We start from the raw sequence: 24,606 nt of genomic DNA, 5'->3' as shown, positions 1-24,606 counted from the left end.
TTTGACTGACTACGCATAGTCGCCTATGCGATTTTTTAAAACAAAATCTAGAATTAACAGGTACGTTTGTCTTGTTTAGTTTTCAAAGATCATTACTATTAAATGGAGCGGGTGATGAGAATCGAACTCACGACATCAGCTTGGAAGGCTGAGGTTTTACCACTAAACTACACCCGCATATTATTATTAATTGGCGCGCCCGAGAGGAGTCGAACCCCTAACCTTTTGATCCGTAGTCAAACGCTCTATCCAATTGAGCTACGGGCGCTTATCAGGCGACTTAGATATTGTATAACATTCTAGTTTCATAGTCAACACTTTTTTTAATTTTTTTTGGTGCATTCGAGAGGGACTCGAACCTCCACGGGGTCAACCCCCGTTCTATTGTACAACGTGATGTCATACGTCATTGCTTGATACACTTTACACTGATTCACATATTTTTGCAACAGTTTCGGGCAAAAAATGCGCACTTTCTTTTTTTAAAAAAACAAGTATAAACAACACTTTAAAAATGTTTTCATGTTTTGTTTGAAGTGCTTTGTTTTTCAGCGACGCATATTAATATACCATCTCTTTCAGAAGGTGTCAACAACTTTTATGAAATGTTTTTTGTCGCCTCATTTAATGACCTGGCATGTTTTCCGTATCTATAAGTAGCATGAAGCCACTCACCAACTTGGTACTTTGCATCAAATGATTTTATTACGTTCATACTATTATCTAAGACGAATACCTTTTTTCCATTTCGTACTTTTTCTGAGAGAAATCTTTTTATTGCTTCTGATACTTTTTCTTTTATGTTCAGATGTATGAGACTTTCCAGTTAAAGCTTTAGAAATTTTTTCACCATTAGTTCTATCTCCACCTTTAGAGATATTACAACATGGTTTTAATTGAGCAATTAAATCTCTTTCCAAAAGAACAGCTTCATCTATAGAAAGATTACTTCCATAAGCAAACTGCATGTAGAAATCTGTTACCATACTTTAATCCTTATAAACAGCATTACCAACAAAAACACCAGGAAAATCATAAATTAACTTTCTCTCAAGCTTAAAAATATTTACGGTACTTAATATAGTATTATCATTTGATGAAATTATATTAACTTACCTCTTTTTTACGGATTATATGAAGAACGTAAAGTCTTTCGAAGTAAAGACAACAATTGACGTATACGGACACTTATATCCAAACAAACAAAAAGAAAATCGCAGACGACTTACTTTAAGTGGGCAATTTCGGTCACAAATCATCATTAATTTTAAACATAAAAAAATACCAAGGATTCTACAATCCTTGGTATCATTGATGCGGTCGAGAGGACTCGAACCTCCACGGGGTCAACCCCCACTAGGCCCTCAACCTAGCGCGTCTGCCATTCCGCCACGACCGCATATTTTAATAGTGTTAAGTGCGGGTGAAGGGACTCGAACCCCCACGTCAAAGACACTAGATCCTAAGTCTAGCGCGTCTGCCAATTCCGCCACACCCGCATAACATTGGTGAGCCATGAAGGACTCGAACCTTCGACCCTCTGATTAAAAGTCAGATGCTCTACCGACTGAGCTAATGGCTCTTGTTTTGCAAACATTATATTTTCTTTAGTATTAAAAAAATGGCTGGGCTAGCTGGATTCGAACCAACGAATGACGGAGTCAAAGTCCGTTGCCTTACCGCTTGGCTATAGCCCAATGTCACAATGACCCGTACGGGATTCGAACCCGTGTTACCGCCGTGAAAGGGCGGTGTCTTAACCGCTTGACCAACGGGCCGCAGTATAAAAACAATGGCGGAGAAGGAGGGATTTGAACCCTCGCGCCGCTTACGCGACCTACACCCTTAGCAGGGGCGCCTCTTCAGCCACTTGAGTACTTCTCCATTGGCTCCACAGGTAGGATTCGAACCTACGACCGATCGGTTAACAGCCGATAGCTCTACCACTGAGCTACTGTGGAATGAATCAGACTTTCTTCATTATATATATCGTCACAATTCGAGTCAAGAAATAATTAAAAAATTAATTCCTTGTTTAACGAAGCTTTTATAATTTAACATGGATGCCAATATAGAGTCAACCTACTTTATTAAATTTCTTTAATTTTCCCGCCGCATTTTCCGCAAACATACCTGCTGATATTCATTGACCTTTTTCTTTTAAAAACTTGAGTGCAGCTAGTACAGGTATAAACATATTTATAAGCTTTATTTTCCTTCAATATTAAAGGAGTACAATGTCTGGGGGCTCCAACCTCTTTAAGCAAGCTTTTAAAATCCCTGTCCCTATGCTTATAACCCTTTCCTTCAAGGTGCAAATGATAGTGGCAAAGCTCATGTTTAATTATTCCTTCAAGCTCAGTAAGCCCATGCTCCTCATAATATACCCGGTTTAACTCAATATTATGGGATTGAAGTAGATATCTTCCGCCCGTGCTTCTCAGCCGGGGATTAAATACCGCTTGATGGCAAAAAGGTTTATGAAAAAAGGAGTTGGAAATCTCCTCAACAAGTTGCTGCAACTGTTTATCATTCATTATTCGAACACCTCTGTTTAAAAATACGAACAGGACAATAATTCATCCGCATACACTAAGAATAAATGTTTTTCACATGCTGAGGAGGGCAGATAACATGCCAATCTGGCTTAGAAATCAAATGCAAAAAGCTTTTTATGAAAAAGACCAGCATCAAATCAAACTTTTAAACCAATGCTGGTATTTTTACAGAAAAAAATATTGCTCTTAGACCAATGATTATACCTCTAAACTTCCTAACCTTTGTTATAAATCATTACTTGGAAACAAAGGGCTTACGGAGTGAAAGCCCTCTGTCTTGCTATTTTCCTTTAACCATAGTTAAGGATACTCTTCCCTTTACGGCATCGACCTGTTCGACCCATACCTCAACGATATCACCTACTGACACAACATCGAGCGGGTGTTTGACAAAATTATTGCTGAGCTTTGAAATGTGCACAAGCCCGTCTTGTTTCACACCTATATCGACGAAAGCACCAAAATCAACGACATTTCTAACCGTTCCTTGAAGCTCCATTCCCTGTTCTAAATCCTCGAGCTTCAATACATCTGTCTTTAAAAGCGGCTTGGCAATTTCATCACGCGGATCACGTTCAGGCCGATGAAGCTGCTCAATGATATCCCGAAGCGTAATACTTCCTATACCTAGTTTTTCTGCCGTTTCTTCAATTTGCAGTGTTTTCAGCTTGTCTTTCAGTTCATCAGTGCCAAGCCCCGATGCACTTATTTCCAGGGATGCAAGGAGCTCCTTTACTTCTTTATAGTTTTCTGGATGTATTCCTGTTCTGTCCAAAGGCTCTGATCCATCCACTACTCTAAGAAAACCAATACATTGCTCATAAGTTTTTGCGCCTAGTCTTGGAATATCCTTTAGTTCTTTACGGCTCGTAAATTTACCGAGTTCCTCTCTTTTTTTCACAACGTTAGCTGCAACGGACTTTGAAAGACCCGCCACGTATTGCAAAAGTGCAGAAGAAGCTGTATTTACATTTACTCCCACCTGGTTAACGACAGTCTCGACGATAAAACCAAGTGATTCCTGCAGTTTCTTTTGGCTTACGTCATGCTGGTATTGACCAACTCCGACTGACTTCGGATCAATCTTGACCAGCTCAGCTAACGGATCCTGAAGTCTTCTGGCAATCGACACAGCACTTCTTTCTTCTACCTGTAAATCAGGAAATTCTTCTCGGGCTAAGTCGGATGCTGAATAAACACTTGCTCCCGCTTCATTTACGATGAGGTAGTAAATACTCCGGTTCGATTCTCTTAAGGCTTGAACAACAAACTCCTCTGATTCTCTGGAGGCCGTCCCGTTTCCGATTGCGACTACTTCAACTTGAAACTGTTCAAGTATTTTTTTTACCTTTTCCAATGCTTGTTCTTTTTTGTTGACCGGCGGATGAGGGTAGATCACATCAATTAAGAGAACTTTACCTGTCTCATCTACGACAGAAAGCTTACATCCTGTACGAAACGCAGGGTCAACTCCTAATACAACTTTCCCTTTCATAGGGGGCTGCAATAGTAGCTTTCTCAAGTTTTCCGAGAAAATATGAATCGCTTGGTCCTCTGCTGTCTCGGTGAGTTCTTTTCTTATTTCTCTTTCGATGGCCGGCTGTATCAGGCGTTTATACGCGTCTTCCAATGTCTCAAGCAGAATATCTCGCACAATCGTTTGCTTACTGCCGATCACTTGTTTTTCTAGATACACCAGGATTTCTTCTATGTTAGGCTCAATTGAAACCCTTAATATGCCTTCCTTCTCTCCACGGTTTACAGCAAGCACGCGGTGAGGGACGATTTTCTGCAACGGCTCTGAATAGTCATAGTACATTTCGTACACATTTTTTTCATCTTCTTCTATTTTCTTTCCGACAGAGGTTAAAGCGCCTCTGCGAAATGTTTCTCTTCGTATCCACTTTCTATATTCAGGTTCATCAGAAATTCTTTCAGCTAAAATGTCCTTAGCTCCCTGCAACGCATCTTCAATGGAATGTATTTCCTTATCTTCCTGTATGTATTTACTTGCTTCCTCCTGTAAATTTCCTGATGAAGGAAGGGAAAAAAGGTAATCCGCTAACGGCTCCAGCCCTCTGCTTTTCGCCACAGTCGCTTTCGTTTTTCTTTTTTGCTTATAAGGGCGGTATAAGTCCTCTATTTCTTGAAGCTTGGAAGCAGACTCTATTTTTTTCTTAAGGTCGTCTGTTAATTTATCCTGCTCGGAAATTAAGCGAATCACTTCTTCTTTTCTTTGATTTACATTTTGGATATATGTCCATCTTTCTGATATCGTCCGGATTTGCAATTCATCCAGTGATCCTGTTTGTTCCTTACGATATCTGGCGATAAAAGGGACGGTATTCCCGTCTTCGAGCAGGTCAATGACATGCTTAACGTTTTTTGTGGGAATTTTCATCTCCTCTGAAATTTGCTTAATGACTACAGTCGTATCACTCACTAGTAAACGTCCTCCAATTTGCATGATATCCTTCATTTTATCATATTAAGTGGACTTTCATGCCAGTCAGGAGGTTATACGTGTTTACTAATCTTTACTTTTCCAATAAAAAAAACAGCCTTAATTACAAAAGCTGTCCAAGAATATAAGTCAGATCATCGTTTCTTTTACGGGTGTAAATATCAAGCTGCTTCGATAGATGTTCTATGGAATAGTCGCTTTTTAGATAGGATCGAATCGTTGGAACTTCCAGCCCGTCAGTGTATATTATAAATTTTGATCCGGGTTCGTATTCATAAGTTTGTGTCTTGTATTTTCGAGGCTTCCCCGACAAGTACCCGCCTACTGGCAGTGGATACACACACTTACCTGATGGAGAATAAAGAATAAATCGCACATTTCCTACTGAACAATACGTGAAATCTTTTTCTACAAATCGAAACTTAAGAACCGAAACGGTTGCACCTCTTTTGCTGCGTAAGGCCACATTGCAGCGCTCAATGATTTCAGCTACCTCTTCATTGCTGTATTTTTCAACTATCTCACTAATGATTGACGAGGATTCATTTGCAGCTTTACCACTTCCTAAACCATCAGCCACAGCGCAAATTAAACCCTCGTCATCTGCACTGATGAAATAGCTGTCACCACAGCAACTGTTCCCATCCTTATTTAATTGAAAAATAATAGCTCGCATATATTCATTTGATTCAAATTCAATCATTACGAAATCTCCATACTCGGATCAGCAGTTAACGCCTCTCTTAATTTTTTAACAGCTTTCCGCTGTAATCTTGAAACGTGCATTTGCGAAATTCCCAAGATATCTCCTGTTTCTTTTTGGCTTTTATTTTGAATATATGTTAAATCAATAATTTGTTTTTCTCGGTCGGATAAAACATACAAAACGCTTTCTAGCATCATTCTTTGGTTCACCTGTTCATAGCCGGACTCTTTAGAACCAACAACATCCAAAATGGTAACAGTACTGCCATCTGAATCCGCTTCAATGCTGTGATCTACGGAAAGGGCTTGATAGCTTTTCCCCATTTCCATCGTTTCAAGAACTTCCTCTTCAGTTACATCTAAAAAATCAGCAATTTCTTCAACAGTTGGTGATTTTTGAGAGTCAATTGTCAGTTGGTCGACAGCCTTTTTAATTCTAGGACCCAGTTCTTTAATTCTTCTCGGGACATGCACGCTCCACGTTTTATCCCTGAGAAACCGTTTAATTTCGCCAATGATGGTTGGTATGGCAAATGCCTCAAATGATTTTCCAACGATGGGGTCATACCGCTTCATTGCCCCGAGCAATCCGATCATTCCTACCTGGCACAGATCCTCATGAAAGCTTTTGCCCTTGGAATATTTTTTCGCCAGCATTTCCACAAGATTTGTATACGCTGTAACCAGTGTAAGCTGAGCCTCTTCGTCTTGAGTTTCTTGATACGTTTTTATGAGCTGATCGACTTCATCTTTATTTAGCTTCGTAGTTTTCGACGGTTGTGTCATGCTCAACCCGCTCCCTGTTTAGAAACTTTGTCATTGCAACAGTTACGCCGGACTCTATTTGGACGTTTACTTCATCCATCAGCGTATCCATTAAATATAGTCCGAGTCCTCCTTCTGCCAATTGATCAACCGATTGGGACGGAGTATAAGGGCCCAAATCCTGTTTCTTTTGATTTATGTCAAAACTTGATCCCTGATCAGATACAATGACTTCTAAACGATCTTCGTATACACCGAAACGAATCGATACATCTCCTGCTGAAGATGATTTATAAGCATGCTGAACCGCATTCGTACATGCCTCGCTCACAGCAATCTTTAAATCTTCAATATCATCATAGCTGTAGCCCATTTTGCTGGAGATTCCGGATAAAGTAAGGCGTACAATGCCAACATACTCAGGCTTTGCCGGAATTTTCATTTCAATATAATCTACAGACGTATTCATTGTACCCCACCTTCTGTTTTTGCAGAAATATCAATAATATCTTTTAACCCTGTAATCTCAAACAACCTGACCAACCGATCGGACAAATTGTATAATTTCAAAGCCCCGTTTTCCGCACGAAGCGTTTTATATAATCCAACAAATACGCCCAAGCCCGTACTGTCCATATATGAAACATTTTCTAAATTTATTTCCAAATGGCTTTCCGGAGCGGCATGAGCCATTAGTTTCTCTCTTAATACAGGCGCCGTATGAACATCAATTTCGCCTGAAACATCTATTTGCTTATGATTTAACTCAGATTTCGTTACTTCAACTAGTAAATTCATATTATCACCTCTATTTATGACTAAAGTATCTATGCATTAATCAGATACCCCAATCTGGCGAAGACTAAACCTTTCGCCTAATCACAATTAAAGTAAAATCATCGTGCAGTTGAAAATCCTGAAGCTGCAACAAGCTGTTATAAATATCATTCACCATATCCTGAGCCGGTTTTGACATGTGCTCAATCAGTAAGTTTTGTATATCTTCTCTGCTTACAAAACCTTCCTCAGATCTGGATTCTGTCACTCCATCAGAAAACAATACAATCATATCGCCTTCTTCAAGCGTTGTGCAACACTGCTCGTACTCTACTTCATGTTTTATTCCAAGGACTAGGCCTTTTGCAGTTAAATCGTAAAAGGCCGCTTCTTTATTCGAATAATAAAAACCCGGCTCATGTCCGGCGGAGGCAAATGTAAATTGATGATTGTTGATATCGTAACTGCCATAACACATCGTAATAAACATGCTTGGATCGACATTTTGTTCGACAACTCTGTTTAGATTTGTCAATACCTTAGAAGGATGAAGACGTAATTCAGGCAGTGAGTCCATCGCATATTTTATCATTGACATGCACAATGCTGCCGGTATCCCTTTTCCGATTACATCCGCAATCGCAATACTAATGCTGTCTTTATCCCGGACAAAATGATAATAATCACCGTTCATTTGTTTTGCAGGGATGCTTATGGCCCCAATATCAATTCCTTCAGCAACCGGTACCTGCGTTTCAAGAAGAGTGTGCTGCACATTTGCCGCTATCTCAATCTCAGACTTAAGCTCCTGCTGAATCCCCCGTAACGTCTGATGCTCCTGATACGCCATTCCGTAGCCAATCATCACTTCGATTAAAAAATCTAAAGAGTGGAAAACATCTTTCGGAAGATCAGGGTACAGCTCCTGAATTACTTTACGGTGAATACTAACGATTTCTTCTGGAGGAATTTGATTTTCCAAAGTTTTCCTGCTGAATTTTTGTCCTTGATACAGCGATGTTTCAGTTAAGTCCGAGATATACTTTGTGAGCAGTTGTCTGTATCTTTGCTCAATCACTTCCCCGAATTCCATAAACTACCTCCTACCTAAGCCACTTCACTGCGTGGATATCAGTTCCTTTCCCCGGATTGGAATGAAGCTGAAATTCATCCATCAGTCGTTTGACACCTGGGAGACCCGCTCCAAGACCTCCTGATGTAGAATAACCGTCTTCCATTACTTTTTTTATATCAGATATCCCGGGTCCATCATCCGAAGCGATCAGCTTTAAGCCGCGTTTTCCTATATCGTGAAGTTCTTCTATACAAATTTGACCTTTTCCCGCGTATAAATAAATGTTTCTTGCCAACTCAGAAATAGCAGTTGTGATTCTCGCCTGATCTACCGTGCCAAATCCCAGCTCCTTCGCAACCTTCCTCCCCAGCTGCCTTGCAGCAACTATATCCCACTCAGTCATTATTTTCACACAGGGTTGGTTTTTCATACCTATTCCCCCAATTCCCGCTTCAATGTCTCAAGCCCTTGTTCAAGATCCAGCCCGGTATCAATTTCGTCCAGTTCTATACCGAGCTCGATTAGAGTAATCGCCACAGCAGGCTGAATCCCTGTCAGGACAACCTTGGCTCCCATTAGTTTCGACATTGTAATAACGTCTCCGAGCACCTTTGCAATGAAGGAATCAATCATATCAACAGACGTTAAATCAATCACTACGCCATTTGCACCAGTTTCATGGATCTTATTTAACAAATCCTCTTGAAAATGCAAGGCGGTTTGATCGTCAAGCTCCCATTGGATCGATACCAATAAACAGTTATAAAGTTTAAGTATAGGAATTTTCGGAAGTCTCATTGACTAATTCCCCCAATGGTACTATTTTTCGATTTGTCATCTCTAATGCGGTTTGAATTCCTTTTTGAAGGGTATTTTTAGTAATAACCTGTGATAAATCAATCCCGAGGGTGACAATCGTTTGGGCAATTTCAGGCCGTATTCCGACAAGAAGGCATCTTGCTCCTACCAATCTTACAGCTTCTGAAGCTTGGATTATATGATGGGCTACCATCGTATCAACAACCGGGACGCCGGTAATGTCGATAAGTACGACCTCTGAGCGGTGCTTCACAACCCCGTGCAGAAGATTTTCCATAATTCTTTTCGCCCGCTCCGTATCAATTGTACCGACCAAAGGCATGACAGTAACATGCTCAAAAACCGGAATAAGCGGCGCAGATAATTCCTGAAGTGCTTCTTTTTGAAGAGAGACCGTCTTTTCCCATGAGATTGAATATTGATTGAGTATTTCATTATTAATCGGAGTAATATTTTCTTCGATTTCCCAAACCAGCTTTAGGCTTTGCTTATCTGATGTGCTTTTCTCATCCATTAACCGATAGAGATACTTCCAAAAATCAGCCAACGCCTGCGCAATTAGTTTTAATGAAAGACCCAGTTGGACAATTTTCACTGCAAATTCAAAGATTTTCTTATCTGTATATTCATCATTAGTTTCCGGAGAAGTTAAAATAATTGCCATATATTCTTCACAAATTGTGCGAAACATTTGCTCATTTACAGCTTTTAAAGAGTCATTTTCTCCAAGTTGTGATAAGATACTTGTCCATTTTTCAATGAGATCTTGCCGGTTGTCAGAGATAAATTCAAAGACTTGCTGTGTAGACATGCATCGTTCCTCCCTATATATGTATAAAGTGCATCTGCAATCTGTGGATGATCGCCTAGTTTCCCGATGTTGAACGACGAACCAACCATATTTTTTCAGGCAGCATCTATTGCCTGCAAAGATTGCTTAATTTTAGCCGGTGCTTCCCCGTTAAAGGTTCTCTGCCTTTTATTATAACGTTATTTTATATTTAAAACAAAAAAAGTTGCCCTGTAGTGTGAGCAACCTTGATATGTGACCTATTAAAAATCGATAAGAGCTAAACTGACTTGCAAGGCCTCATCAACCTTATCCATCATTTCATCATCAAGATGTGTGATTTTATCTGTCAGCCTTTGTTTGTCAATCGTTCGGATCTGTTCAAGCAATATGACGGAATCCCTTTCAAAACCGTAACGTTTCGCATCAATTTCGACGTGGGTAGGCAATTTCGCTTTTTGAATTTGAGCTGTTATGGCTGCAACAATAGCGGTCGGGCTAAAGCGATTTCCTATATCATTCTGAATCACTAAAACCGGGCGAACACCACCCTGTTCTGAGCCAACAACAGGAGATAAATCAGCAAAATAAACATCACCGCGTTTGACAATCAAATGTTTATCCTCCGCTTACTAAGCGCTCAACGGTGTTTTCAGCCTCATACTCCGCGAGAAATGCTTCAGAAGCGATGTTCAAGTTGATTTTCGCCATCTCCATATAGCCGCGTCTCATAGATTCACGAATTTGTCGTTTTTTGCGTTCACGTAGGTACATTTTAGTTGCTTGATAAATTAATTCATTTCTGCTTCCGTTATCCTGCATGACGACACCATCCAATTCTGATAACAATGCTTCTGGTAAACGAACCATAATTTCAGTTGTTGCGCTGGATTCAGACAAAAACCATACACCTCCACAAAACTTCCGGATACAAACGCTATATCCAATTCCAATCATAATCATATCATTATTCCTAAGTCGTGCAAAGCTGTTTTCAAAATAATCCGTGGAACACGACAAATTTTTTCTCCCGCATTAACACACTGCAAGACTTCCTCAAGCAGTCTCTCGCACGGATGAACGAAGGCTAAAAAACGTGCGCCAGGTAACTCTTAGATTGAAGGTTCGCTTTATCAAACGTCCGATAATAAAGAATTCCTTATCTCCATTATACTCCCATTTTTCAAAAACATACGAGGAACGCGTGAAGTAATTGTACAAGGTATTTCATAATTAATCGTATCAAGCCGCGAAGCAATTTCATCAATCGTGATCATTTCATCTCCTTGTGTCCCGATCAATGTCACCTTCGTTCCAACAGGAAGAGCTTCAGGCAAAGTCACCATCATTTGATCCATGCAGATTCTTCCCGCCGTTTTTTGCCGTATGCCGTCTATGAGCACCTCGCTTCCTGATAGCTTTCGGAGCCACCCGTCAGCATAGCCGATCGGCATAGTTCCGAGCCATTCATCTTGTTTCGCTGTGTAGGTTGCACCGTAGCTGACACTTTCTCCTTTTGCAATTTTTTTAACGTGCACAAGCTTTGTGTGAAGCGTAAAAGCTTGCCGCAATGGAAAAGGAAGCAGGCTTTTCATTTCCTCAGAAGGAGACAGACCATACATACTTATGCCAAAACGGACAGCGTTAAACAATGAGTCTTTATGCCGCAATCCTGCCGCACTGTTTGAGGAGTGTACCAAAATGTCATCCAGAGGCAGAGAACGGATAAGCGTTTTGAAGCAGGTAAGCTGCTTTTGAAAATAGGCAGTGTCTAATTCGTCCGCAGTAGCAAAGTGCGTATACACGCCTTTTAAATGCAGGTTTTCATGGGAATTTGCCAAACGGGTCATTTCCAACACTTCATTTTCTGTTTTCAAACCGATTCTGCCCATGCCTGAGTCAATTTTCATATGGAACAAAAGCGTTGCTCCCTCCAAGTAAGGAACAGCCGCATTAAGCCATTCGTTCGAGTAGGCAGTCACAGTAAGCTTCTGGTCAGCACAAGTCTTGACAGCTTCAGGTGGTACAGCACCCAAAATCAAGATAGGAGCTGTAATCCCCTGGTTTCTAAGGGCTAATGCCTCATCCAAAAATGCAACGGCAAGCATCGCTGCTCCCGCCGATAGAGCCGTATTTGCCACTTGGGCGTCTCCGTGCCCATATGCATTTGCTTTCACTACAGCAATGAGATCAACTGAGCTGCCAATGTGATGCTTCATACTTAAAATATTTTCTTCTATGGCTGAAAGGTCTATTTCCGCCCATGTATCTCTGTAAAAACTGTTTCCAATCATGCTGACACTTCCTAGTACGTGAATTTCTAATCCAATCATACTAGAAAGAAAGGATAAAGTGAACCTTGATTCAGTGGTGGTTACGACGAACAATGCTACTATATCCTGACTCGTCCAATTCAGAACTAAAAAAACAGGCGAAAGCTCCGCCTGCTATTTTGTAGACTGTCCATACACGCTCTTCGCTATTTGAACAAGCTCTTCCTGCTCGATATTATCAGACGCAAGCAAATACTCCACTCCGTCATACGTCCAAGAAACTGAATTGTCTGTTAAGGCGCCGATCGCAAACCCGAGATCAACCGGGTTTCCGCTTGCTGTAACAGATGCCGCGGCTTGCGCGACACGTGCTTTTTCTTGTATTAACGTAAATGAATGCTTTCCGCCATATGTCGTAATGATCCGTTTTCCATCTGCCGTTGATATTTCTTTTTCTTCCAGCTTTTCCGTTCCTTCAGGCAAATACACCGGAGCGGCAACAGCAAAATCATCAGAGGCTTCTGCACTCGTAGCTATATCCATATGGGAAAGAGTCATATTTTTCTTCTCATCAAACGATTCCTTTTCAAGCGGTTCGTCGAAGGCAAACTTTTCAAAATCAACTTTAACCATCTCTTTACGGTCCGTGTCCATGACTTTTACTGATTTTGGAGCAAGATTTTTTTTATTTAAAACGATTTCTTGAACAGGCAGCGATTGATTATGCTGATAATTCGTTTTCGTTTCAAACACATAATTTTCTTCGTTCGTGCTAAACTCTGCCTCTGTGTCTTTTTTAATGTCGTTTACAAGGGAATCAAACAAGTAAACCTGGCTGCTGTTCGTTGGCCAATCACTTTGGAAACGAAAGCTTTTATTGAGAGACGGAGTGAGGACAAACACCCCGTTGCCATTCCGAAGGATGACCTGATGCTGATCTTTTTTAGAATTTTCTAAATAGACTCTGTAGTAATCTGGCTTCTTATGCCAAATTTCTACCTTGTATTCCTGAGGCTCTTCTCCTGTTTCAATTACCATTTTCGCAGTTGCTTTATACGAAGTATATTCTTTTACCTTTTTTTCCAGGCCGTTTACTACTTCATCCTGAGACTTTTGACCGCATGCAGAAAGAAGAATGACACCAAGCAGTCCTATAAAAAGCAAAACAAAGCTTTTTCTCACCCTTTTCCAACTCCTCTTCACTATTGATTGTAAAAGGAAGAAATCGCCCGCTTGGCTTGCCGCATGATGCGTTCTTTGCCAAGGTAAATGCAACTTGTCTCCCTTCGTCCACATTCCAATATATGAGGAGGGCGAACGCAATATGCAGACTAGCCTGACAACCTGAAAAATCTTCGTAGCTTGTTATTCTTCTATTATTACTTGTGCAGCTGCATACTCCCTCGTGTGAGTGATAGAAAGGTGGATTTTCTTATCCTTTGTCTTCTGGCAAAAAAGCGTCGGTTTCCCGCGATCATCGGTTTCCGTCACAATATCCTGAAAGCTTAAATGCGCTCCAATTCCGGTACCTAGCGCCTTAGAAAAAGCCTCCTTTGCAGCAAACCTTCCTGCGAGATATTCCGGTTTCTTTTTATTGCTCAAGTTCTTATAAATATTTAACTCTTCCTCTGCAAGCACTCGATCAGCAAATTTTTCCTGACGCTTAATCAGGTCATTAATTCTGCGAAGCTCAATCAAGTCGATGCCAATCCCGATGATCATTCCGTACACCTCTGTTTCAAGTACTTATTTATCTCTACATTTCATAAACATGTTATTATAACAATATTAGAATGACGTTAAAAGGGGCTTGTTCATGTTTGTAAGAAATGAAAGTTTCCGTTCTTTTATCAGTCTTTATCCGATAGTATCGGCTTTAACCGCGATACAAATCCTGCTATGGCTTGTTTTTCAGTTTGAATTAGCTTCTATAGAGCTGTTAATTGGCCAATTGATCGGCTATAATTTTGGAGTCGCTAATGGAGAATGGTGGAGACTGGTGACACCTATCTTCATGCATCAGGGTTTTACCCATCTGCTGTTTAACTCGATTTCGCTTATTTTATTTGCACCCGGATTAGAAAGGATGCTCGGAAAAATAAGATTTATCTTTTTGTACCTTGGCTCAGGAATCATCGGAAACTTAGGGACATATTTTCTCGGATCTGAAGAATATTATCACCTCGGAGCTTCAGGAGCTATTTTCGGTCTATTTGGCACATATCTTTATATTTATTTTTATCGAAAAGAGCTCATGAGCAGATCAAACTCCCAAATGATCGTCACCATCATTGTCATTTCCCTCATCATGACCTTTGCCGGAGCGAATACCAATATTCTGGCCCATATCTTTGGATTAATCGGAGGGTTCACCCTATCACCGATTGTACTAAGCAAAAAGAGTGGACGGCCCTTTTAGCCGTTCACTCTTTTTTCGTAGGAATACCATTGAAACAGTGCCTGAGCATCTTCCCATTCTGTATCAGTAATTGAAAAGCTTTCCGCCGTTACTGAGGACTTTGTGGAAGTATGGATGGTTGCGAGCTTATTTTTCTTTTGGAAGTACGTTTGTTTTACTTCATAGATCTGCATTTTTTTCCGTAAAACAATTGCGGTCGTCTTTCCGATATCCCGATAGGTCATTTGCAGCTTATCTCCTGTTAGATTCCACCCGGCATCCTTATATGCGAAATAACCAAGCAGCAAGCTTACAGGAATCAACAGAAGGCCTAAATACCCCCACGGAGAAAGAAAAATGCTCAGAAGAATGCCTGCAATGAGCGGGAAAAAACCGTACCTGATTAAATAACGTCTAAGCGAGCGGGCAGGAAGTGGAGTTATATCTGTTTCATATGTGTAGCCCTCTACATACTGCTGCAGCAATTCCCTCACCATTTTTTTCGGAATGACGGGAAATAACAGCGTGGATGTATTTTTTTCAGACTCGCTTCCGCCGGCACTCACGATCATCACTGTTGCGTATTTTAATGGTTGCCTTATCAGGTTTTCTTTAATTTTAATCGCTTGAATTCGGTGCATCGGGATTGTTACCCGATTTTTTTCAATCAATCCTTTGCTGATGATAATTTCTTTGTTCTTGCGAATCACGGTGAAATTAGCGTATTTTAGCAGAACGCCGATCATACTTAAAATCCATGCAATAATAAGCCCGATAAAAACAAGCAGCGCATAAACTTCCAAACCAGCATTATTTAAAAACGAAAAGCGCTCATAAATCCGTTCAATCGGCAGAATCTCATCAAATTGGGTCACAAAAGCCACAATACCTGAAATAATGACGCCGATCCCGCTCGAAGTTGAAGCAGCGATAAATAGTTCTTTCGCCCCCATCTTGTAAGTGACATCCGCTTCGTTTTCCAGATTTTGAACTGGAGATTCCAATTCCTCCCCCGTATTTACATCTGTTTGAATTTCTTCACTGCTGATTTTTTGTTTTCGGTCAAATAACTCCTTTTGGATCCGCTCGGCTTCATGCTTTGTAATCGCTTTAAGGGAAACTTCCGATTCCTTCCCTCCACCGGCTGTTTCCACTTGAAGCTTGACGAGCTTAAATAGCTGCTGAATTATTCCTTCGCTGGTATTGACTGATTGGATGCGTTCAATCGGGATATACCTTCTTTTTTTACGAATCAGTCCTTCCTCAATTCGCAATTCATCCTCTTCAATCCTGTATGTAAATTTCCGCCACTGCAACACACTAAAAACGATGACAACGATAAGTAACACAGCTAAACCCAGTAACGCAAAAAACTGAATCATCGCGTTTGAGTTTACGAAAAAAATAAAGGCGAATGGAATAACGATTTGCTTGACAATATTAATAACTCCTGAGATGAGATTCAGTATCATTGCAGCAGGATGCATTCGTTTCGGTTCAGACATCATCTTCTGTCACCCTCGCCAGCCGTGAAATAAAGTCTCTGAGCTGGTCAGCTTCCTCCGCGTCCAGAGCAGGTATCAGGTGTTTCGTTGCCGCAGTGGAAATCTCAACCGTAGATAGGTTAAATCTTCGGAGCAGCGGACCTTGTGTTGTATCAACGTGCTGAACCTTTACCATGGGAACGATGACCCGCTTATTAACAAAAATGCCATGCTGAATGTCTATTTCATTTTCAAGAACCTCATATCTCCAATATTTGTGTTTCACATTCGGATAAATCCAAATACTTACTATTGAAACAATCAACCATAATACCGCTGCAATTGCTCCGATCCAGTACGGCCAGTTAAAAAAATAACTAAGCGTGAATAACGCAATAACAACTAGGAGAAAAATGATAGAATTTATGATTTCCTGCAGTCTCCAAACCTTTAAACCTCTTAAATTAATTTGATTTTTTGGTGGCTGTCTCAAATGTATCCCCCTTATCTATTTAAGTTTTACGATCCATATTTAAAAAAGTTTCATTATGTAAATTTCCCCTAACATTATATATGTTCCCAGGAAGAAAGGAAACTTGCTCAAGATAAAAAAACGAACCTTTTTGGGAAAGGTCCGCATTTTTGAGTTAGTTATTATATGATTTTTTTTGGCGTCTCTCACCAGACTGGCGATTGCGATCATTTGAAGAACGCTTTTTATCATAAGAAGATCGGTTGTTTTTTCCTTTTCCCCGATAGCCTCCGCGGCCGGAAGAACGATGGCTTTTATTTCTCTTGCTGGCAAGAGGCGCTTCATCAGTTAATCGAACCGGTGTACTATCAGGTTCTTTCGTCATCATCTTAATCGCTGCAGCAACAACTGTAACAGAATCGTGATCCTCTAAAAGCTCAGCAGCAGACCTCATATAAAAATTGAGATTATTTTCGCTCATAATCTGGCGAAGACGGTCTACAGTGACTTGCTGTTGCCCTTCAATCGCTTCGTCAAGCGTCGGCTCCTTCATGCGGTCCATTTTACGTTTCGTTGTCTGCTCGATTGCCCGTAAAATATCCTTTTCCCGCGGAGTGATAAAAGTCATGGCCATTCCGGTCTTACCCGCACGTCCAGTTCTGCCTATGCGGTGAACATAGCTTTCAGGATCCTGAGGCACGTCAAAGTTGTAAACATGCGTTACACCTGAGATATCAAGACCTCTTGCTGCTACATCCGTAGCAACCAAAACGTCAATTGCTCCTTGCTTAAATTTACGAAGGGCAACCATGCGTTTCGCCTGCGTTAAATCTCCGTGGATACCTTCAGCAGTGTAACCCCTTAAATTTAAAGCTTCCGTTAATTCATCAACACGGCGCTTTGTCCGCCCGAAAACGATCGCAAGTTCAGGAGATTGGATATCGAGAAGGCGTGTAAGAGTGTCAAATTTCTTTCTTTCATGCACTTCAAGATAAAACTGCTGAATATTGCTTACTGTCATTTCCTTCGCTTTTACTTTCACATGCTCGGGATTCGTCATGAAACGCTCGCCGATTCGTTTAATCGGCGCAGGCATTGTTGCCGAGAAAAGCAATGTTTGATGCTCACTTGGAACATTCGAAAGGATCGATTCAATGTCTTCGATGAATCCCATATTAAGCATTTCATCAGCCTCATCAAGAACAACGGTGTTCACATTTTGAAGACGAAGCGTGCGGCGATTAATATGGTCAAGCAAGCGTCCCGGCGTTCCTACAATAACGTGTGGATTTTTCTTAAGAGCGCGTATCTGTCTGCCAATGTCCTGTCCGCCGTAAATTGGCAATACACGAACACGCTTATCTTGTCCAATTTTATATAGCTCTTCTGAAACCTGAATGGCTAATTCACGTGTTGGTGCAATAATAATGGCTTGAATATTAGGAGACTCGGTGTTGATTTTTTCAACAAGGGGGATACCAAACGCAGCAGTTTTACCCGTACCGGTTTGCGCTTGTCCAATAACGTCTTTATTTGCAAGTCCCAATGGAATCGTTTCTGCCTGAATCGGTGTTGCTTCTTCAAAACCCATGCGGTTAATTGACTTCATGAGTTCGGAACTTAATTGAAAATCTTGAAACGTAATAGTCAATTTATTCATACTCCTTCTAATAGCTGTTTCAGTAAATCAAGTTTTATCAATAAAAACTGCCCTTTTTATAAAGAAGGACAGGTCCAGTTTGTATACAAAGCCCGAATTACTTTACATTTTATCTTACCATTTAGATACAAGTATTTCAATATCCATTAAAAACGGCACACAGCTATTATTTATTTTATTTGGAATTAAACCTAAAGCTAGTGTTCTTCTGGACGTGTCAGTAGTTGGCCTGCTGAAATTGTGCGTTTTGGAATTCTTTATTTAAAAAACTTTCTACATGCTTAAACAATTGTCCTGCGTTTTCTTCCAAACAAACATGATGCTTGCAATCAGGAATCAAATACAGTTCTTTATGCGACGAAGGAATCGTGTTGTATAAAAAACGCGCACTCGAAACCGGAACAATGGCATCACACTCTCCCTGGACGATCAGCACAGGCAATTCAAGGCTTTTTAAGGCCGGTTTTGTTGCTTTCACAAGTTTTTGAAATTGAAACGCAGAAGAAATAGGGGTCTTCAAAAATTTCTTTTTGTACCTGGAGTAAATGATGTTTTCAGCCAGAGTGCCTCTTACTGAATCCTTCCATAAGTGAGCCAAGTCTGCAATAAATTGCCTCGGATTAATATAGAGAGCGGCTGCACTGAGAAGCACAAGTTTTTTTACCGGATACTTTGCTGCAAGATAAGCAGCGATCATTCCTCCCATTGAGAAACCGATGATATAAAGTTCATCACATCGCTTCAGCATGCGGACGAGCTCGATTTCAGCGCAAGCTAGCCATTCTTGAAACGAAATCCCTTTTAGAGCAAGGGTATCTCCATGCCCTGGAAGTGTGATCGTTTGGACGTCCCAGTCTGTCGATTTTTTAAAATAATCGGCCAGCGGCTCCACTTCATAAGGAGCCCCGGTAAACCCGTGAATGCACAAACACCCTATCATTGTTCCGCCTCAATTCTAAACCTTTTCTTAAAGTATGCCCACAGTCATATCAAGAAAACCGCCAAATTTATCACAGTTTCTCAAGAAATTTTCAAATGTGAAATGACGTCTTCCAGCTTCATGCCGCGGGAAGCTTTAATTAATACGATATCCTCTGGAGCTGTCCTGTTTTGAAGCTCTCTCGCCAATGCTTTTTTATCATCAAAATGCATTACACAGCCTTCTTGAAAATTCCCGTTAGCTCCATTAGCAATATATTCACCAAGTTTGCCGTACGTATATACAAATTGAATTTGGCTTGAATCAATTTCCATTCCAATCTGTTCATGATACATTTTCTCATCCTTGCCCAGCTCAAGAATGTCTCCCAGTACCAAGTGTTTTTTTCTAAATCCTTGCATTCCTTGTAATAAATCAATAGCTGCCCGCATAGATGTCGGGCTCGCATTATACGCATCATTAATGATGGAAAGACCATCAGACATCTGAAGCATTTCCAGCCGCATCCCAGTCATTTTTAGATTTGTTAACCCTTCTGCTATTCGTGAAAGATCAACATGAAATTCGTTAGCTGCTGCTATTGCGGCTAAAGCGTTTCTGACATTATGCTTGCCAAGAACCGGAATATAAAACGGCTGTTCAATATCTCGCAACTTAAAATATGTGCCTTCTTTTCCAAGCTCTATCTCGCTGATTTGATAAGAATTGTCTTTATTTTCTCCAAAGGATTTCAAAGCAAAAGCAACATTTTTCACTTTATCTGCCAAGAGAGGTTCATCTCCAGTATATATGAGTACTCCATCCTTTGAAAGTCCATTTGCAATTTCAAATTTAGCATCCGCAATATTTTCTCTCGATCCCAAATCCAGCAAATGCGAATCTCCGATATTGGTTATGACAGCGATATCCGGCTTTGCCAGCTTTGTAAGAAAATCGATTTCTCCTTTTGCGCTCATTCCCATTTCTAAAATGGCGATTTCCGTTTCCTCCGGCATATCTAATATGGTTAAGGGCAAACCAATGTGGTTGTTGTAGTTCCCTTGGGTCTTATGAACACGATATTCTGTGGTTAAAATCGAATAAATCATATCCTTTGTCGTCGTTTTCCCGTTGCTTCCCGTTACGCCGACAACTTTCGGATTAATGGATTTGCGATATGCAGAGGCTAGCTGTTGCAGTGCTTCTAACGTATCATTGACTACGATCACTGCTCCGTGCTCTGGGGGATCAGGTTCAGCTGCACTCCACAGTACAGCGGCTGCTCCTTTTTCAAGCGCAGCCTTTGCAAATGTGTGCCCATTAAAATTTTCACCTGAAATTGGAACAAACAGCTGGCCTTTTTCAATTTTTCTCGTATCTGTCGTGACCCCTGTGATTTTCTTTTGATAATAAGCTGTATCCCCCAACGTACCATTTGTCATGTCAGCAATTTCCTTAGCTGTACGTTCGATCATTGAAAGGGCTCCTCTCGTCTCTATTATGGAAAATAGACACCGCCATTTATGACAGTGCCTCTTTGATTTTAAAATGTGTGGATGATTTGCTGTTTTTCTTCATATCTCTCAATTGCTAATTCGACAAGCCTTTCGATCAGTTCGGGGTATTCGACTCCCGTATGCTTCCAAAGCAACGGAAACATGCTGAACGGTGTAAAGCCAGGCATTGTGTTAACTTCATTAATGAGCACTTTCCCATCATTTGTTACAAAGAAATCCGCTCTGACTAAGCCTGCTCCGTCAATTGCTTTGAAAGCCTTGACTGCCATTTCTTTCAATTTCTGCAGCTCTTCCTCAGTAACTTCTGCAGGAATAATCAAATCCGTATCTCCATCTTCATATTTTGCCCGGTAATCATAAAAATCTGTTTTCGGAGCGATTTCACCAGGTACTGAACAGATCGGCTCGTCATTTCCCAGGATACCCAATTCGATTTCTCTGCCAATAATTCCTTCTTCAACGATGATTTTCCGATCGTATTTAAAGGCACCTTGAAAGGCTTCAACCAATTCAGCTCTATTTCTGCACTTGCTGATACCGACGCTCGAACCGAGATTTGCCGGTTTGACAAAACAAGGATAGTCCAGCTCGGCTTCAACTTTTTCATAGCACTTAATATCTGATTTTTCCCATTCTTTTTTAATAAAGGACACGTAGTTCGCTTGTTCCAATCCTGCCTGCGCAAACAGATTTTTCATGACCACTTTATCCATTCCGGCAGCAGAAGCAAGCACACCATTCCCAACATAAGGCACATTTAACAAATCGAGCATTCCTTGCAGCGTACCATCTTCACCATTTGGGCCGTGAAGGAGCGGAAAAACAACATCTACGGAAGCGTTTTTGCTTTTTTCGCTTTGCGGGATAGGAAACATTTCTTGATTTAACCCGGACGGTGCAAACGTTTCGCCATTTTGTTCATGCTGCAGCATTTTTACATTAGAAACAGGTTCAGACAGAAGCGGCCCCCTTATCCATTCTCCTTGTTCCGTAATGTAAATAGGGTGTATTTCAAACTTTTCGGTGTTTAACGCTTTTATGACAGCGAGAGCAGTCTGTAATGATACATTATGTTCTGCTGATTTACCTCCGTAAACCAACCCTAATCTCGTCTTCACTTTCAAATTCCCCCTACTAACAATTCGTCGTTATTATATTATCACTTTCATGGGTATTTGCTCTAATTAATTTCATTCTTTTCAAAATCCAGTTAAAAACCGTTCATTTTTATGTATTTTCAAACCAATTTATATTAGAATGGCATGGAAAAGGAGATGTCAGCATTGAAAAAAATTAACACAACTGAACAGTTTCAAGAAGTTATTGCATCACATAAAGAAGTTATTATTAAATTTTTCGCCGATTGGTGCCCTGATTGCACTCGTTTAAATATGTTCATCGGTGATATTATGGATACTTATCAAGAAAATGAATGGTATGAACTAAACAAAGACGAGCTGCCTGAGCTTGCTGATAAGTATCAAGTGATGGGAATTCCGAGCCTATTGATTTTTAAAAACGGCGAAAAAACAGCCCATCTTCACAGCGCAAATGCAAAAACTCCAGATGAAGTGACTGGATTCTTATCTGAACACCTTAGCTAATTCGAAGAAAGAATTCATTTTATGTCGCTCGGTTCAATATGGACGTGAACATGTGAAACACCATGTTCATGTTTCATTTTGTTTTCCACCTCATCGGCAATTTTGTGGCTTTCCTCTGTTGTTAATGCAGAATTAACGACCACACTTGCTTCTAAATGCACTGTACTTCCCAAATATCTTGCTTTAATATCCGTTAGCTTATGTACTCCTTCAATTCGTTGAATCGATTGTTGATATGCTTCAAGATCATTCCTGTCAAATCCGTCCGTTAATGAATGGGTCGCGTCTCTGAATATATCCCAGGCTGTTTTGCAAATAATGATCCCTATGATAAACGCAAATACAGTATCGATCCAGGGAAGTTGCAGCCTGGAAGAAAATACCCCTACACATGTTCCTACGCTTACAATCGCGTCCGAGAAATTGTCTTTTGCAGCTGCCATTAAGGCATGGCTGTTAATTCGATCGGCCAACCTTTTGATATAAAGATATACTCCAAACATGAATATAGCGCTAATGCCGGCCGTCCATCCAGCAACAATTCCGGGAGAGGCTTCTTTTGGGCGAAGAATCGATTTTCCGGCTTCAATCAGTACCTCCAAACCTACCATCATCATAATAAATGACGCAATTAAAGACGAAATAGTTTCAGCACGGTAATGTCCGTATGGATGGTCACTGTCCGGAGGATACTGGGAAATCTTTAGCCCAATTAATATAGCAACAGAAGCAATAATATCTGTGCTATTGTTTAATCCGTCGGCACGGAGCGCTTCCGAGTGGTACGTTATTCCGACAATCAATTTGACAGCCGCAAGAATCAAGTAGGCAAATATACTGATCCAGGCACCTTTTTCACCAGTCTTTAAATCCGTCGACTCATTCATTTTACAACCTCCATTTGTCCATTAGTATGGATAATTGAAGGCTGGAGTATTTTCTGCAAGTTAAAAAAATTCCGCCGCCAGCATCTTATTCTATTCGACAGCAAATTATTCCCCGGGAAAGAAAATATAAAAACCCGCCGAAGCGAGTTTTTGAATGTTTACTTTTCCAACGATTCAAATGCAAGAGCCGAAAGCTTCTGGATCGTAATATCATCCATTGGAGGATTGTGCAATCCAGCCCGCACATCTCTGTAATATCTTTGCAGAGGATTTGTACGCTGAAGGCTTTTTGCCCCAACCACTCTCATTGCCTTATCCACAACATAAATAGCAGTATTCGTAACCGTGTGTTTAACGGCAGCTAATTCTTGTCCGATATTCGGGCGCTGTTTAGGATCATCGTACATCTCGGCTACGTGATAAAGAAAATGCCGTGCTTTCATTAATTCAAGCTCAATTTCGCCGATATGCTTTTGTACAGATGGAACATCCTTGATCGGTCCCTTCAAGCTATTCGGTGAGTAGACATTCGCGAATTTCACTGCATAGTCTCTGGCTGCTTGGGCAATCCCAAGATATACAGCCGGGATATGTAAGAGCCAGCCATTTACCTTTGTTCCGCGTGGATGATTCAAGCGTTCGACCAGCTTTGACTCATCGAGAATGACCTCTTCCATAACAAGGTCATGACTTGCAGTCCCTCTCATAGCAATAACATCCCACGTTTCTTCAATGCTGACACCGTTCGTGTCTTTATGAATTAGAAAGACGCCAATCGTGTCTTCTTCGTCGATCCACGCTGTGACTAAGAAATAATCCAAAACCGGTGACATCGTCGTAAACGTTTTTCTTCCGTTTACTATCCACGAGTTGTTCTTTTTTTGCGCAGTTGTCCCGGGCCGGCCGCCTCTCGTCGGACTCCCTGTTTGCGCTTCACTCGCTGCTCGATTGACGAGTGCCCCCTGCAATACTTCTTTTGCTATAAAATCAAAGTCCTTTTTCTCCCAAATATCCCCTTCCGCGAGTTCACCCATAATACTTAAATGCCAGCCGATACTCAGTGCAGTGACGGCATCTCCTTTGGCGAGCCGCTCCTGGTACAAAATCATGTCATAAACAGAGAGTCCTTCCCCTTCGTTTTTTTCTGGAACAGGCAATGCAGTATAGCCGGATTCCTTTAATGCTTGGATATTTTCATAAGGAAATGAAGCCTGTTCATCATGTTCGGCAGAACGTTTTTCAAACTCATCCGACAGTTCTCCTATTATATCCAGCCATCTTTTCTGTTTCTCTGTTTTGATAAACAACGATGACACATCAATCCCTCCAATTTGTCCCGGTCAATTTTATGTATTATATTGATAAGTTCCTTCCGATTGCAACAAATCAGCTTAGAAAAAAATAAACAGCCCGCTTTCAAGTACAGAAAGCAGGCTTAA

At 40.8% G+C, this 24,606-nt stretch carries 27 protein-coding genes and 9 tRNA genes; 3 read left to right on the top strand and 33 right to left on the bottom strand.

Translation table 11 applies throughout. The features are described 5' to 3' along the window. Positions 1–103: 103 nt before the first annotated feature. The 11 genes from JOC74_RS22190 to JOC74_RS22140 all read right to left on the bottom strand — a co-directional run bounded on the left by JOC74_RS22190 (position 104) and on the right by JOC74_RS22140 (position 2,537). Positions 104–177, bottom strand: a tRNA-Gly gene (locus JOC74_RS22190). Between the two features lie 14 nt (positions 178–191). After that, positions 192–268 (bottom strand) — tRNA-Arg (locus JOC74_RS22185). 451 nt (positions 269–719) lie between these two features. Then, entirely contained in the window at positions 720–986 is a 267-nt protein-coding gene (locus tag JOC74_RS22180; protein ID WP_053605693.1) for a hypothetical protein, read from the bottom strand. 329 nt (positions 987–1,315) lie between these two features. Beyond that, positions 1,316–1,399, bottom strand: a tRNA-Leu gene (locus JOC74_RS22175). A 19-nt stretch (positions 1,400–1,418) separates the two neighbouring features. After that, positions 1,419–1,499 (bottom strand) — tRNA-Leu (locus tag JOC74_RS22170). A 7-nt stretch (positions 1,500–1,506) separates the two neighbouring features. Further along, a tRNA-Lys gene (locus JOC74_RS22165) sits at positions 1,507–1,582 on the bottom strand. A 40-nt stretch (positions 1,583–1,622) separates the two neighbouring features. After that, positions 1,623–1,697 (bottom strand) — tRNA-Gln (locus JOC74_RS22160). A gap of 9 nt (positions 1,698–1,706) precedes the next feature. After that, a tRNA-Glu gene (locus JOC74_RS22155) sits at positions 1,707–1,778 on the bottom strand. Between the two features lie 15 nt (positions 1,779–1,793). Further along, positions 1,794–1,884 (bottom strand) — tRNA-Ser (locus JOC74_RS22150). Between the two features lie 2 nt (positions 1,885–1,886). Further along, positions 1,887–1,961: transfer RNA gene (locus JOC74_RS22145), tRNA-Asn, on the bottom strand. A gap of 129 nt (positions 1,962–2,090) precedes the next feature. Then, a complete protein-coding gene (locus tag JOC74_RS22140; RefSeq protein WP_053605692.1) occupies positions 2,091–2,537 on the bottom strand; it encodes a SprT family protein in 447 nt (148 codons plus the stop codon). 97 nt (positions 2,538–2,634) lie between these two features. Between JOC74_RS22140 and cmpA the strand changes: the two genes are divergently transcribed. Continuing rightward, entirely contained in the window at positions 2,635–2,748 is a 114-nt protein-coding gene (gene cmpA / locus JOC74_RS22135; RefSeq protein ID WP_098945273.1) for a cortex morphogenetic protein CmpA, read from the top strand. Between the two features lie 90 nt (positions 2,749–2,838). On the opposite strand, the gene JOC74_RS22130 is transcribed toward cmpA, so the two are convergent. The 14 genes from JOC74_RS22130 to acpS all read right to left on the bottom strand — a co-directional run bounded on the left by JOC74_RS22130 (position 2,839) and on the right by acpS (position 13,948). Next, complete coding sequence (locus tag JOC74_RS22130; RefSeq protein ID WP_376773429.1) at positions 2,839–5,001, bottom strand: Tex family protein; 2,163 nt, start codon at positions 4,999–5,001, stop codon at positions 2,839–2,841. Between the two features lie 124 nt (positions 5,002–5,125). Then, positions 5,126–5,725, bottom strand: a complete 600-nt coding sequence (locus tag JOC74_RS22125; protein ID WP_053605690.1) for a PP2C family serine/threonine-protein phosphatase — start codon at positions 5,723–5,725, stop codon at positions 5,126–5,128. Further along, positions 5,725–6,513, bottom strand: a complete 789-nt coding sequence (sigB, locus tag JOC74_RS22120; RefSeq protein WP_053605689.1) for an RNA polymerase sigma factor SigB — start codon at positions 6,511–6,513, stop codon at positions 5,725–5,727. The genes JOC74_RS22125 and sigB overlap by 1 nt, the downstream gene beginning before the upstream one ends. Beyond that, positions 6,479–6,961 (bottom strand): anti-sigma B factor RsbW, encoded by a 483-nt coding sequence (gene rsbW / locus JOC74_RS22115; RefSeq protein ID WP_053605688.1) that lies wholly within the window; start codon positions 6,959–6,961, stop codon positions 6,479–6,481. The genes sigB and rsbW overlap by 35 nt, the downstream gene beginning before the upstream one ends. After that, positions 6,958–7,290, bottom strand: coding sequence for an anti-sigma factor antagonist (locus JOC74_RS22110; protein ID WP_053605687.1), 333 nt, complete (start codon positions 7,288–7,290; stop codon positions 6,958–6,960). Before JOC74_RS22110 ends, rsbW begins: the two co-directional genes overlap by 4 nt. 64 nt (positions 7,291–7,354) lie before the next feature. Continuing rightward, positions 7,355–8,362, bottom strand: a complete 1,008-nt coding sequence (locus tag JOC74_RS22105; RefSeq protein ID WP_053605686.1) for a phosphoserine phosphatase RsbU — start codon at positions 8,360–8,362, stop codon at positions 7,355–7,357. 10 nt (positions 8,363–8,372) lie between these two features. After that, entirely contained in the window at positions 8,373–8,774 is a 402-nt protein-coding gene (locus JOC74_RS22100) for an anti-sigma regulatory factor (protein ID WP_053605685.1), read from the bottom strand. Between the two features lie 2 nt (positions 8,775–8,776). Then, positions 8,777–9,142, bottom strand: a complete 366-nt coding sequence (locus tag JOC74_RS22095) for an RsbT antagonist protein RsbS (RefSeq protein ID WP_053605684.1) — start codon at positions 9,140–9,142, stop codon at positions 8,777–8,779. Beyond that, positions 9,114–9,974: an RsbT co-antagonist protein RsbRA gene (rsbRA, locus tag JOC74_RS22090; RefSeq protein ID WP_053605683.1), complete on the bottom strand. Its 861-nt coding sequence runs from the start codon at positions 9,972–9,974 to the stop codon at positions 9,114–9,116. Before rsbRA ends, JOC74_RS22095 begins: the two co-directional genes overlap by 29 nt. Before the next feature lie 242 nt (positions 9,975–10,216). Then, positions 10,217–10,567: a type II toxin-antitoxin system endoribonuclease NdoA gene (ndoA, locus tag JOC74_RS22085; RefSeq protein WP_053605682.1), complete on the bottom strand. Its 351-nt coding sequence runs from the start codon at positions 10,565–10,567 to the stop codon at positions 10,217–10,219. 4 nt (positions 10,568–10,571) lie between these two features. After that, complete coding sequence (locus tag JOC74_RS22080) at positions 10,572–10,853, bottom strand: CopG family ribbon-helix-helix protein (RefSeq protein ID WP_053606217.1); 282 nt, start codon at positions 10,851–10,853, stop codon at positions 10,572–10,574. A gap of 233 nt (positions 10,854–11,086) precedes the next feature. Next, a complete protein-coding gene (alr, locus tag JOC74_RS22075; RefSeq protein WP_053605681.1) occupies positions 11,087–12,247 on the bottom strand; it encodes an alanine racemase in 1,161 nt (386 codons plus the stop codon). 153 nt (positions 12,248–12,400) lie between these two features. Continuing rightward, positions 12,401–13,408: a LolA family protein gene (locus JOC74_RS22070; protein ID WP_211086326.1), complete on the bottom strand. Its 1,008-nt coding sequence runs from the start codon at positions 13,406–13,408 to the stop codon at positions 12,401–12,403. A gap of 183 nt (positions 13,409–13,591) precedes the next feature. After that, complete coding sequence (acpS, locus tag JOC74_RS22065; protein ID WP_053605679.1) at positions 13,592–13,948, bottom strand: holo-ACP synthase; 357 nt, start codon at positions 13,946–13,948, stop codon at positions 13,592–13,594. 94 nt (positions 13,949–14,042) lie between these two features. Between acpS and JOC74_RS22060 the strand changes: the two genes are divergently transcribed. After that, on the top strand, positions 14,043–14,645 hold the full coding sequence (locus tag JOC74_RS22060; RefSeq protein WP_053605678.1) for a rhomboid family intramembrane serine protease: 603 nt from the start codon (positions 14,043–14,045) through the stop codon (positions 14,643–14,645). On the opposite strand, the gene JOC74_RS22055 is transcribed toward JOC74_RS22060, so the two are convergent. The 6 genes from JOC74_RS22055 to JOC74_RS22030 form a co-directional block, all read right to left on the bottom strand. Further along, entirely contained in the window at positions 14,642–16,132 is a 1,491-nt protein-coding gene (locus JOC74_RS22055) for a PH domain-containing protein (protein WP_053605677.1), read from the bottom strand. The genes JOC74_RS22060 and JOC74_RS22055 overlap by 4 nt on opposite strands. Further along, positions 16,122–16,601, bottom strand: a complete 480-nt coding sequence (locus JOC74_RS22050; protein WP_053605676.1) for a PH domain-containing protein — start codon at positions 16,599–16,601, stop codon at positions 16,122–16,124. The genes JOC74_RS22055 and JOC74_RS22050 overlap by 11 nt, the downstream gene beginning before the upstream one ends. A 154-nt stretch (positions 16,602–16,755) precedes the next feature. Further along, positions 16,756–18,231, bottom strand: a complete 1,476-nt coding sequence (gene cshA / locus JOC74_RS22045) for a degradosome RNA helicase CshA (protein WP_053605675.1) — start codon at positions 18,229–18,231, stop codon at positions 16,756–16,758. A gap of 226 nt (positions 18,232–18,457) precedes the next feature. Continuing rightward, on the bottom strand, positions 18,458–19,180 hold the full coding sequence (locus JOC74_RS22040; RefSeq protein ID WP_053605674.1) for an alpha/beta hydrolase: 723 nt from the start codon (positions 19,178–19,180) through the stop codon (positions 18,458–18,460). A gap of 80 nt (positions 19,181–19,260) precedes the next feature. Further along, a complete protein-coding gene (locus JOC74_RS22035) occupies positions 19,261–20,634 on the bottom strand; it encodes a UDP-N-acetylmuramoyl-tripeptide--D-alanyl-D-alanine ligase (RefSeq protein WP_053605673.1) in 1,374 nt (457 codons plus the stop codon). 68 nt (positions 20,635–20,702) lie between these two features. Beyond that, on the bottom strand, positions 20,703–21,794 hold the full coding sequence (locus JOC74_RS22030; protein WP_053605672.1) for a D-alanine--D-alanine ligase: 1,092 nt from the start codon (positions 21,792–21,794) through the stop codon (positions 20,703–20,705). A 165-nt stretch (positions 21,795–21,959) separates the two neighbouring features. Between JOC74_RS22030 and JOC74_RS22025 the strand changes: the two genes are divergently transcribed. Then, the gene (locus JOC74_RS22025) at positions 21,960–22,280 is read left to right on the top strand and encodes a thioredoxin family protein (protein WP_053605671.1); all 321 of its coding nucleotides are present in this window, start codon (positions 21,960–21,962) and stop codon (positions 22,278–22,280) included. Positions 22,281–22,294: 14 nt separating this feature from the next. Here the strand turns inward: JOC74_RS22025 and JOC74_RS22020 are convergent, their stop codons facing one another. Next, positions 22,295–23,167: a cation diffusion facilitator family transporter gene (locus JOC74_RS22020; protein WP_053605670.1), complete on the bottom strand. Its 873-nt coding sequence runs from the start codon at positions 23,165–23,167 to the stop codon at positions 22,295–22,297. Between the two features lie 158 nt (positions 23,168–23,325). After that, positions 23,326–24,483: an acyl-CoA dehydrogenase family protein gene (locus tag JOC74_RS22015; RefSeq protein WP_053605669.1), complete on the bottom strand. Its 1,158-nt coding sequence runs from the start codon at positions 24,481–24,483 to the stop codon at positions 23,326–23,328. Positions 24,484–24,606: the final 123 nt, after the last annotated feature.

This window comes from Bacillus capparidis, from assembly GCF_017832095.1.
Taxonomy (GTDB): domain Bacteria; phylum Bacillota; class Bacilli; order Bacillales; family Bacillaceae; genus Bacillus; species Bacillus gobiensis.
Note: the sequence above shows the minus strand (reverse complement) of the source record. Positions and strands in the feature narration are given on the sequence as shown.

Bases quoted from the DNA above. Each gene is read 5' to 3' on its own strand.
- JOC74_RS22180 (WP_053605693.1), bottom strand. From the start codon at position 986: ATGGTAACAGATTTCTACATGCAGTTTGCTTATGGAAGTAATCTTTCT.
- JOC74_RS22140 (WP_053605692.1), bottom strand. From the start codon at position 2,537: ATGAATGATAAACAGTTGCAGCAACTTGTTGAGGAGATTTCCAACTCC.
- cmpA (WP_098945273.1), top strand. From the start codon at position 2,635: ATGCCAATCTGGCTTAGAAATCAAATGCAAAAAGCTTTTTATGAAAAA.
- JOC74_RS22125 (WP_053605690.1), bottom strand. From the start codon at position 5,725: ATGATTGAATTTGAATCAAATGAATATATGCGAGCTATTATTTTTCAA.
- sigB (WP_053605689.1), bottom strand. From the start codon at position 6,513: ATGACACAACCGTCGAAAACTACGAAGCTAAATAAAGATGAAGTCGAT.
- rsbW (WP_053605688.1), bottom strand. From the start codon at position 6,961: ATGAATACGTCTGTAGATTATATTGAAATGAAAATTCCGGCAAAGCCT.
- JOC74_RS22110 (WP_053605687.1), bottom strand. From the start codon at position 7,290: ATGAATTTACTAGTTGAAGTAACGAAATCTGAGTTAAATCATAAGCAA.
- JOC74_RS22105 (WP_053605686.1), bottom strand. From the start codon at position 8,362: ATGGAATTCGGGGAAGTGATTGAGCAAAGATACAGACAACTGCTCACA.
- JOC74_RS22100 (WP_053605685.1), bottom strand. From the start codon at position 8,774: ATGAAAAACCAACCCTGTGTGAAAATAATGACTGAGTGGGATATAGTT.
- JOC74_RS22095 (WP_053605684.1), bottom strand. From the start codon at position 9,142: ATGAGACTTCCGAAAATTCCTATACTTAAACTTTATAACTGTTTATTG.
- rsbRA (WP_053605683.1), bottom strand. From the start codon at position 9,974: ATGTCTACACAGCAAGTCTTTGAATTTATCTCTGACAACCGGCAAGAT.
- alr (WP_053605681.1), bottom strand. From the start codon at position 12,247: ATGATTGGAAACAGTTTTTACAGAGATACATGGGCGGAAATAGACCTT.
- acpS (WP_053605679.1), bottom strand. From the start codon at position 13,948: ATGATCATCGGGATTGGCATCGACTTGATTGAGCTTCGCAGAATTAAT.
- JOC74_RS22060 (WP_053605678.1), top strand. From the start codon at position 14,043: ATGTTTGTAAGAAATGAAAGTTTCCGTTCTTTTATCAGTCTTTATCCG.
- JOC74_RS22055 (WP_053605677.1), bottom strand. From the start codon at position 16,132: ATGATGTCTGAACCGAAACGAATGCATCCTGCTGCAATGATACTGAAT.
- JOC74_RS22040 (WP_053605674.1), bottom strand. From the start codon at position 19,180: ATGATAGGGTGTTTGTGCATTCACGGGTTTACCGGGGCTCCTTATGAA.
- JOC74_RS22035 (WP_053605673.1), bottom strand. From the start codon at position 20,634: ATGATCGAACGTACAGCTAAGGAAATTGCTGACATGACAAATGGTACG.
- JOC74_RS22020 (WP_053605670.1), bottom strand. From the start codon at position 23,167: ATGAATGAGTCGACGGATTTAAAGACTGGTGAAAAAGGTGCCTGGATC.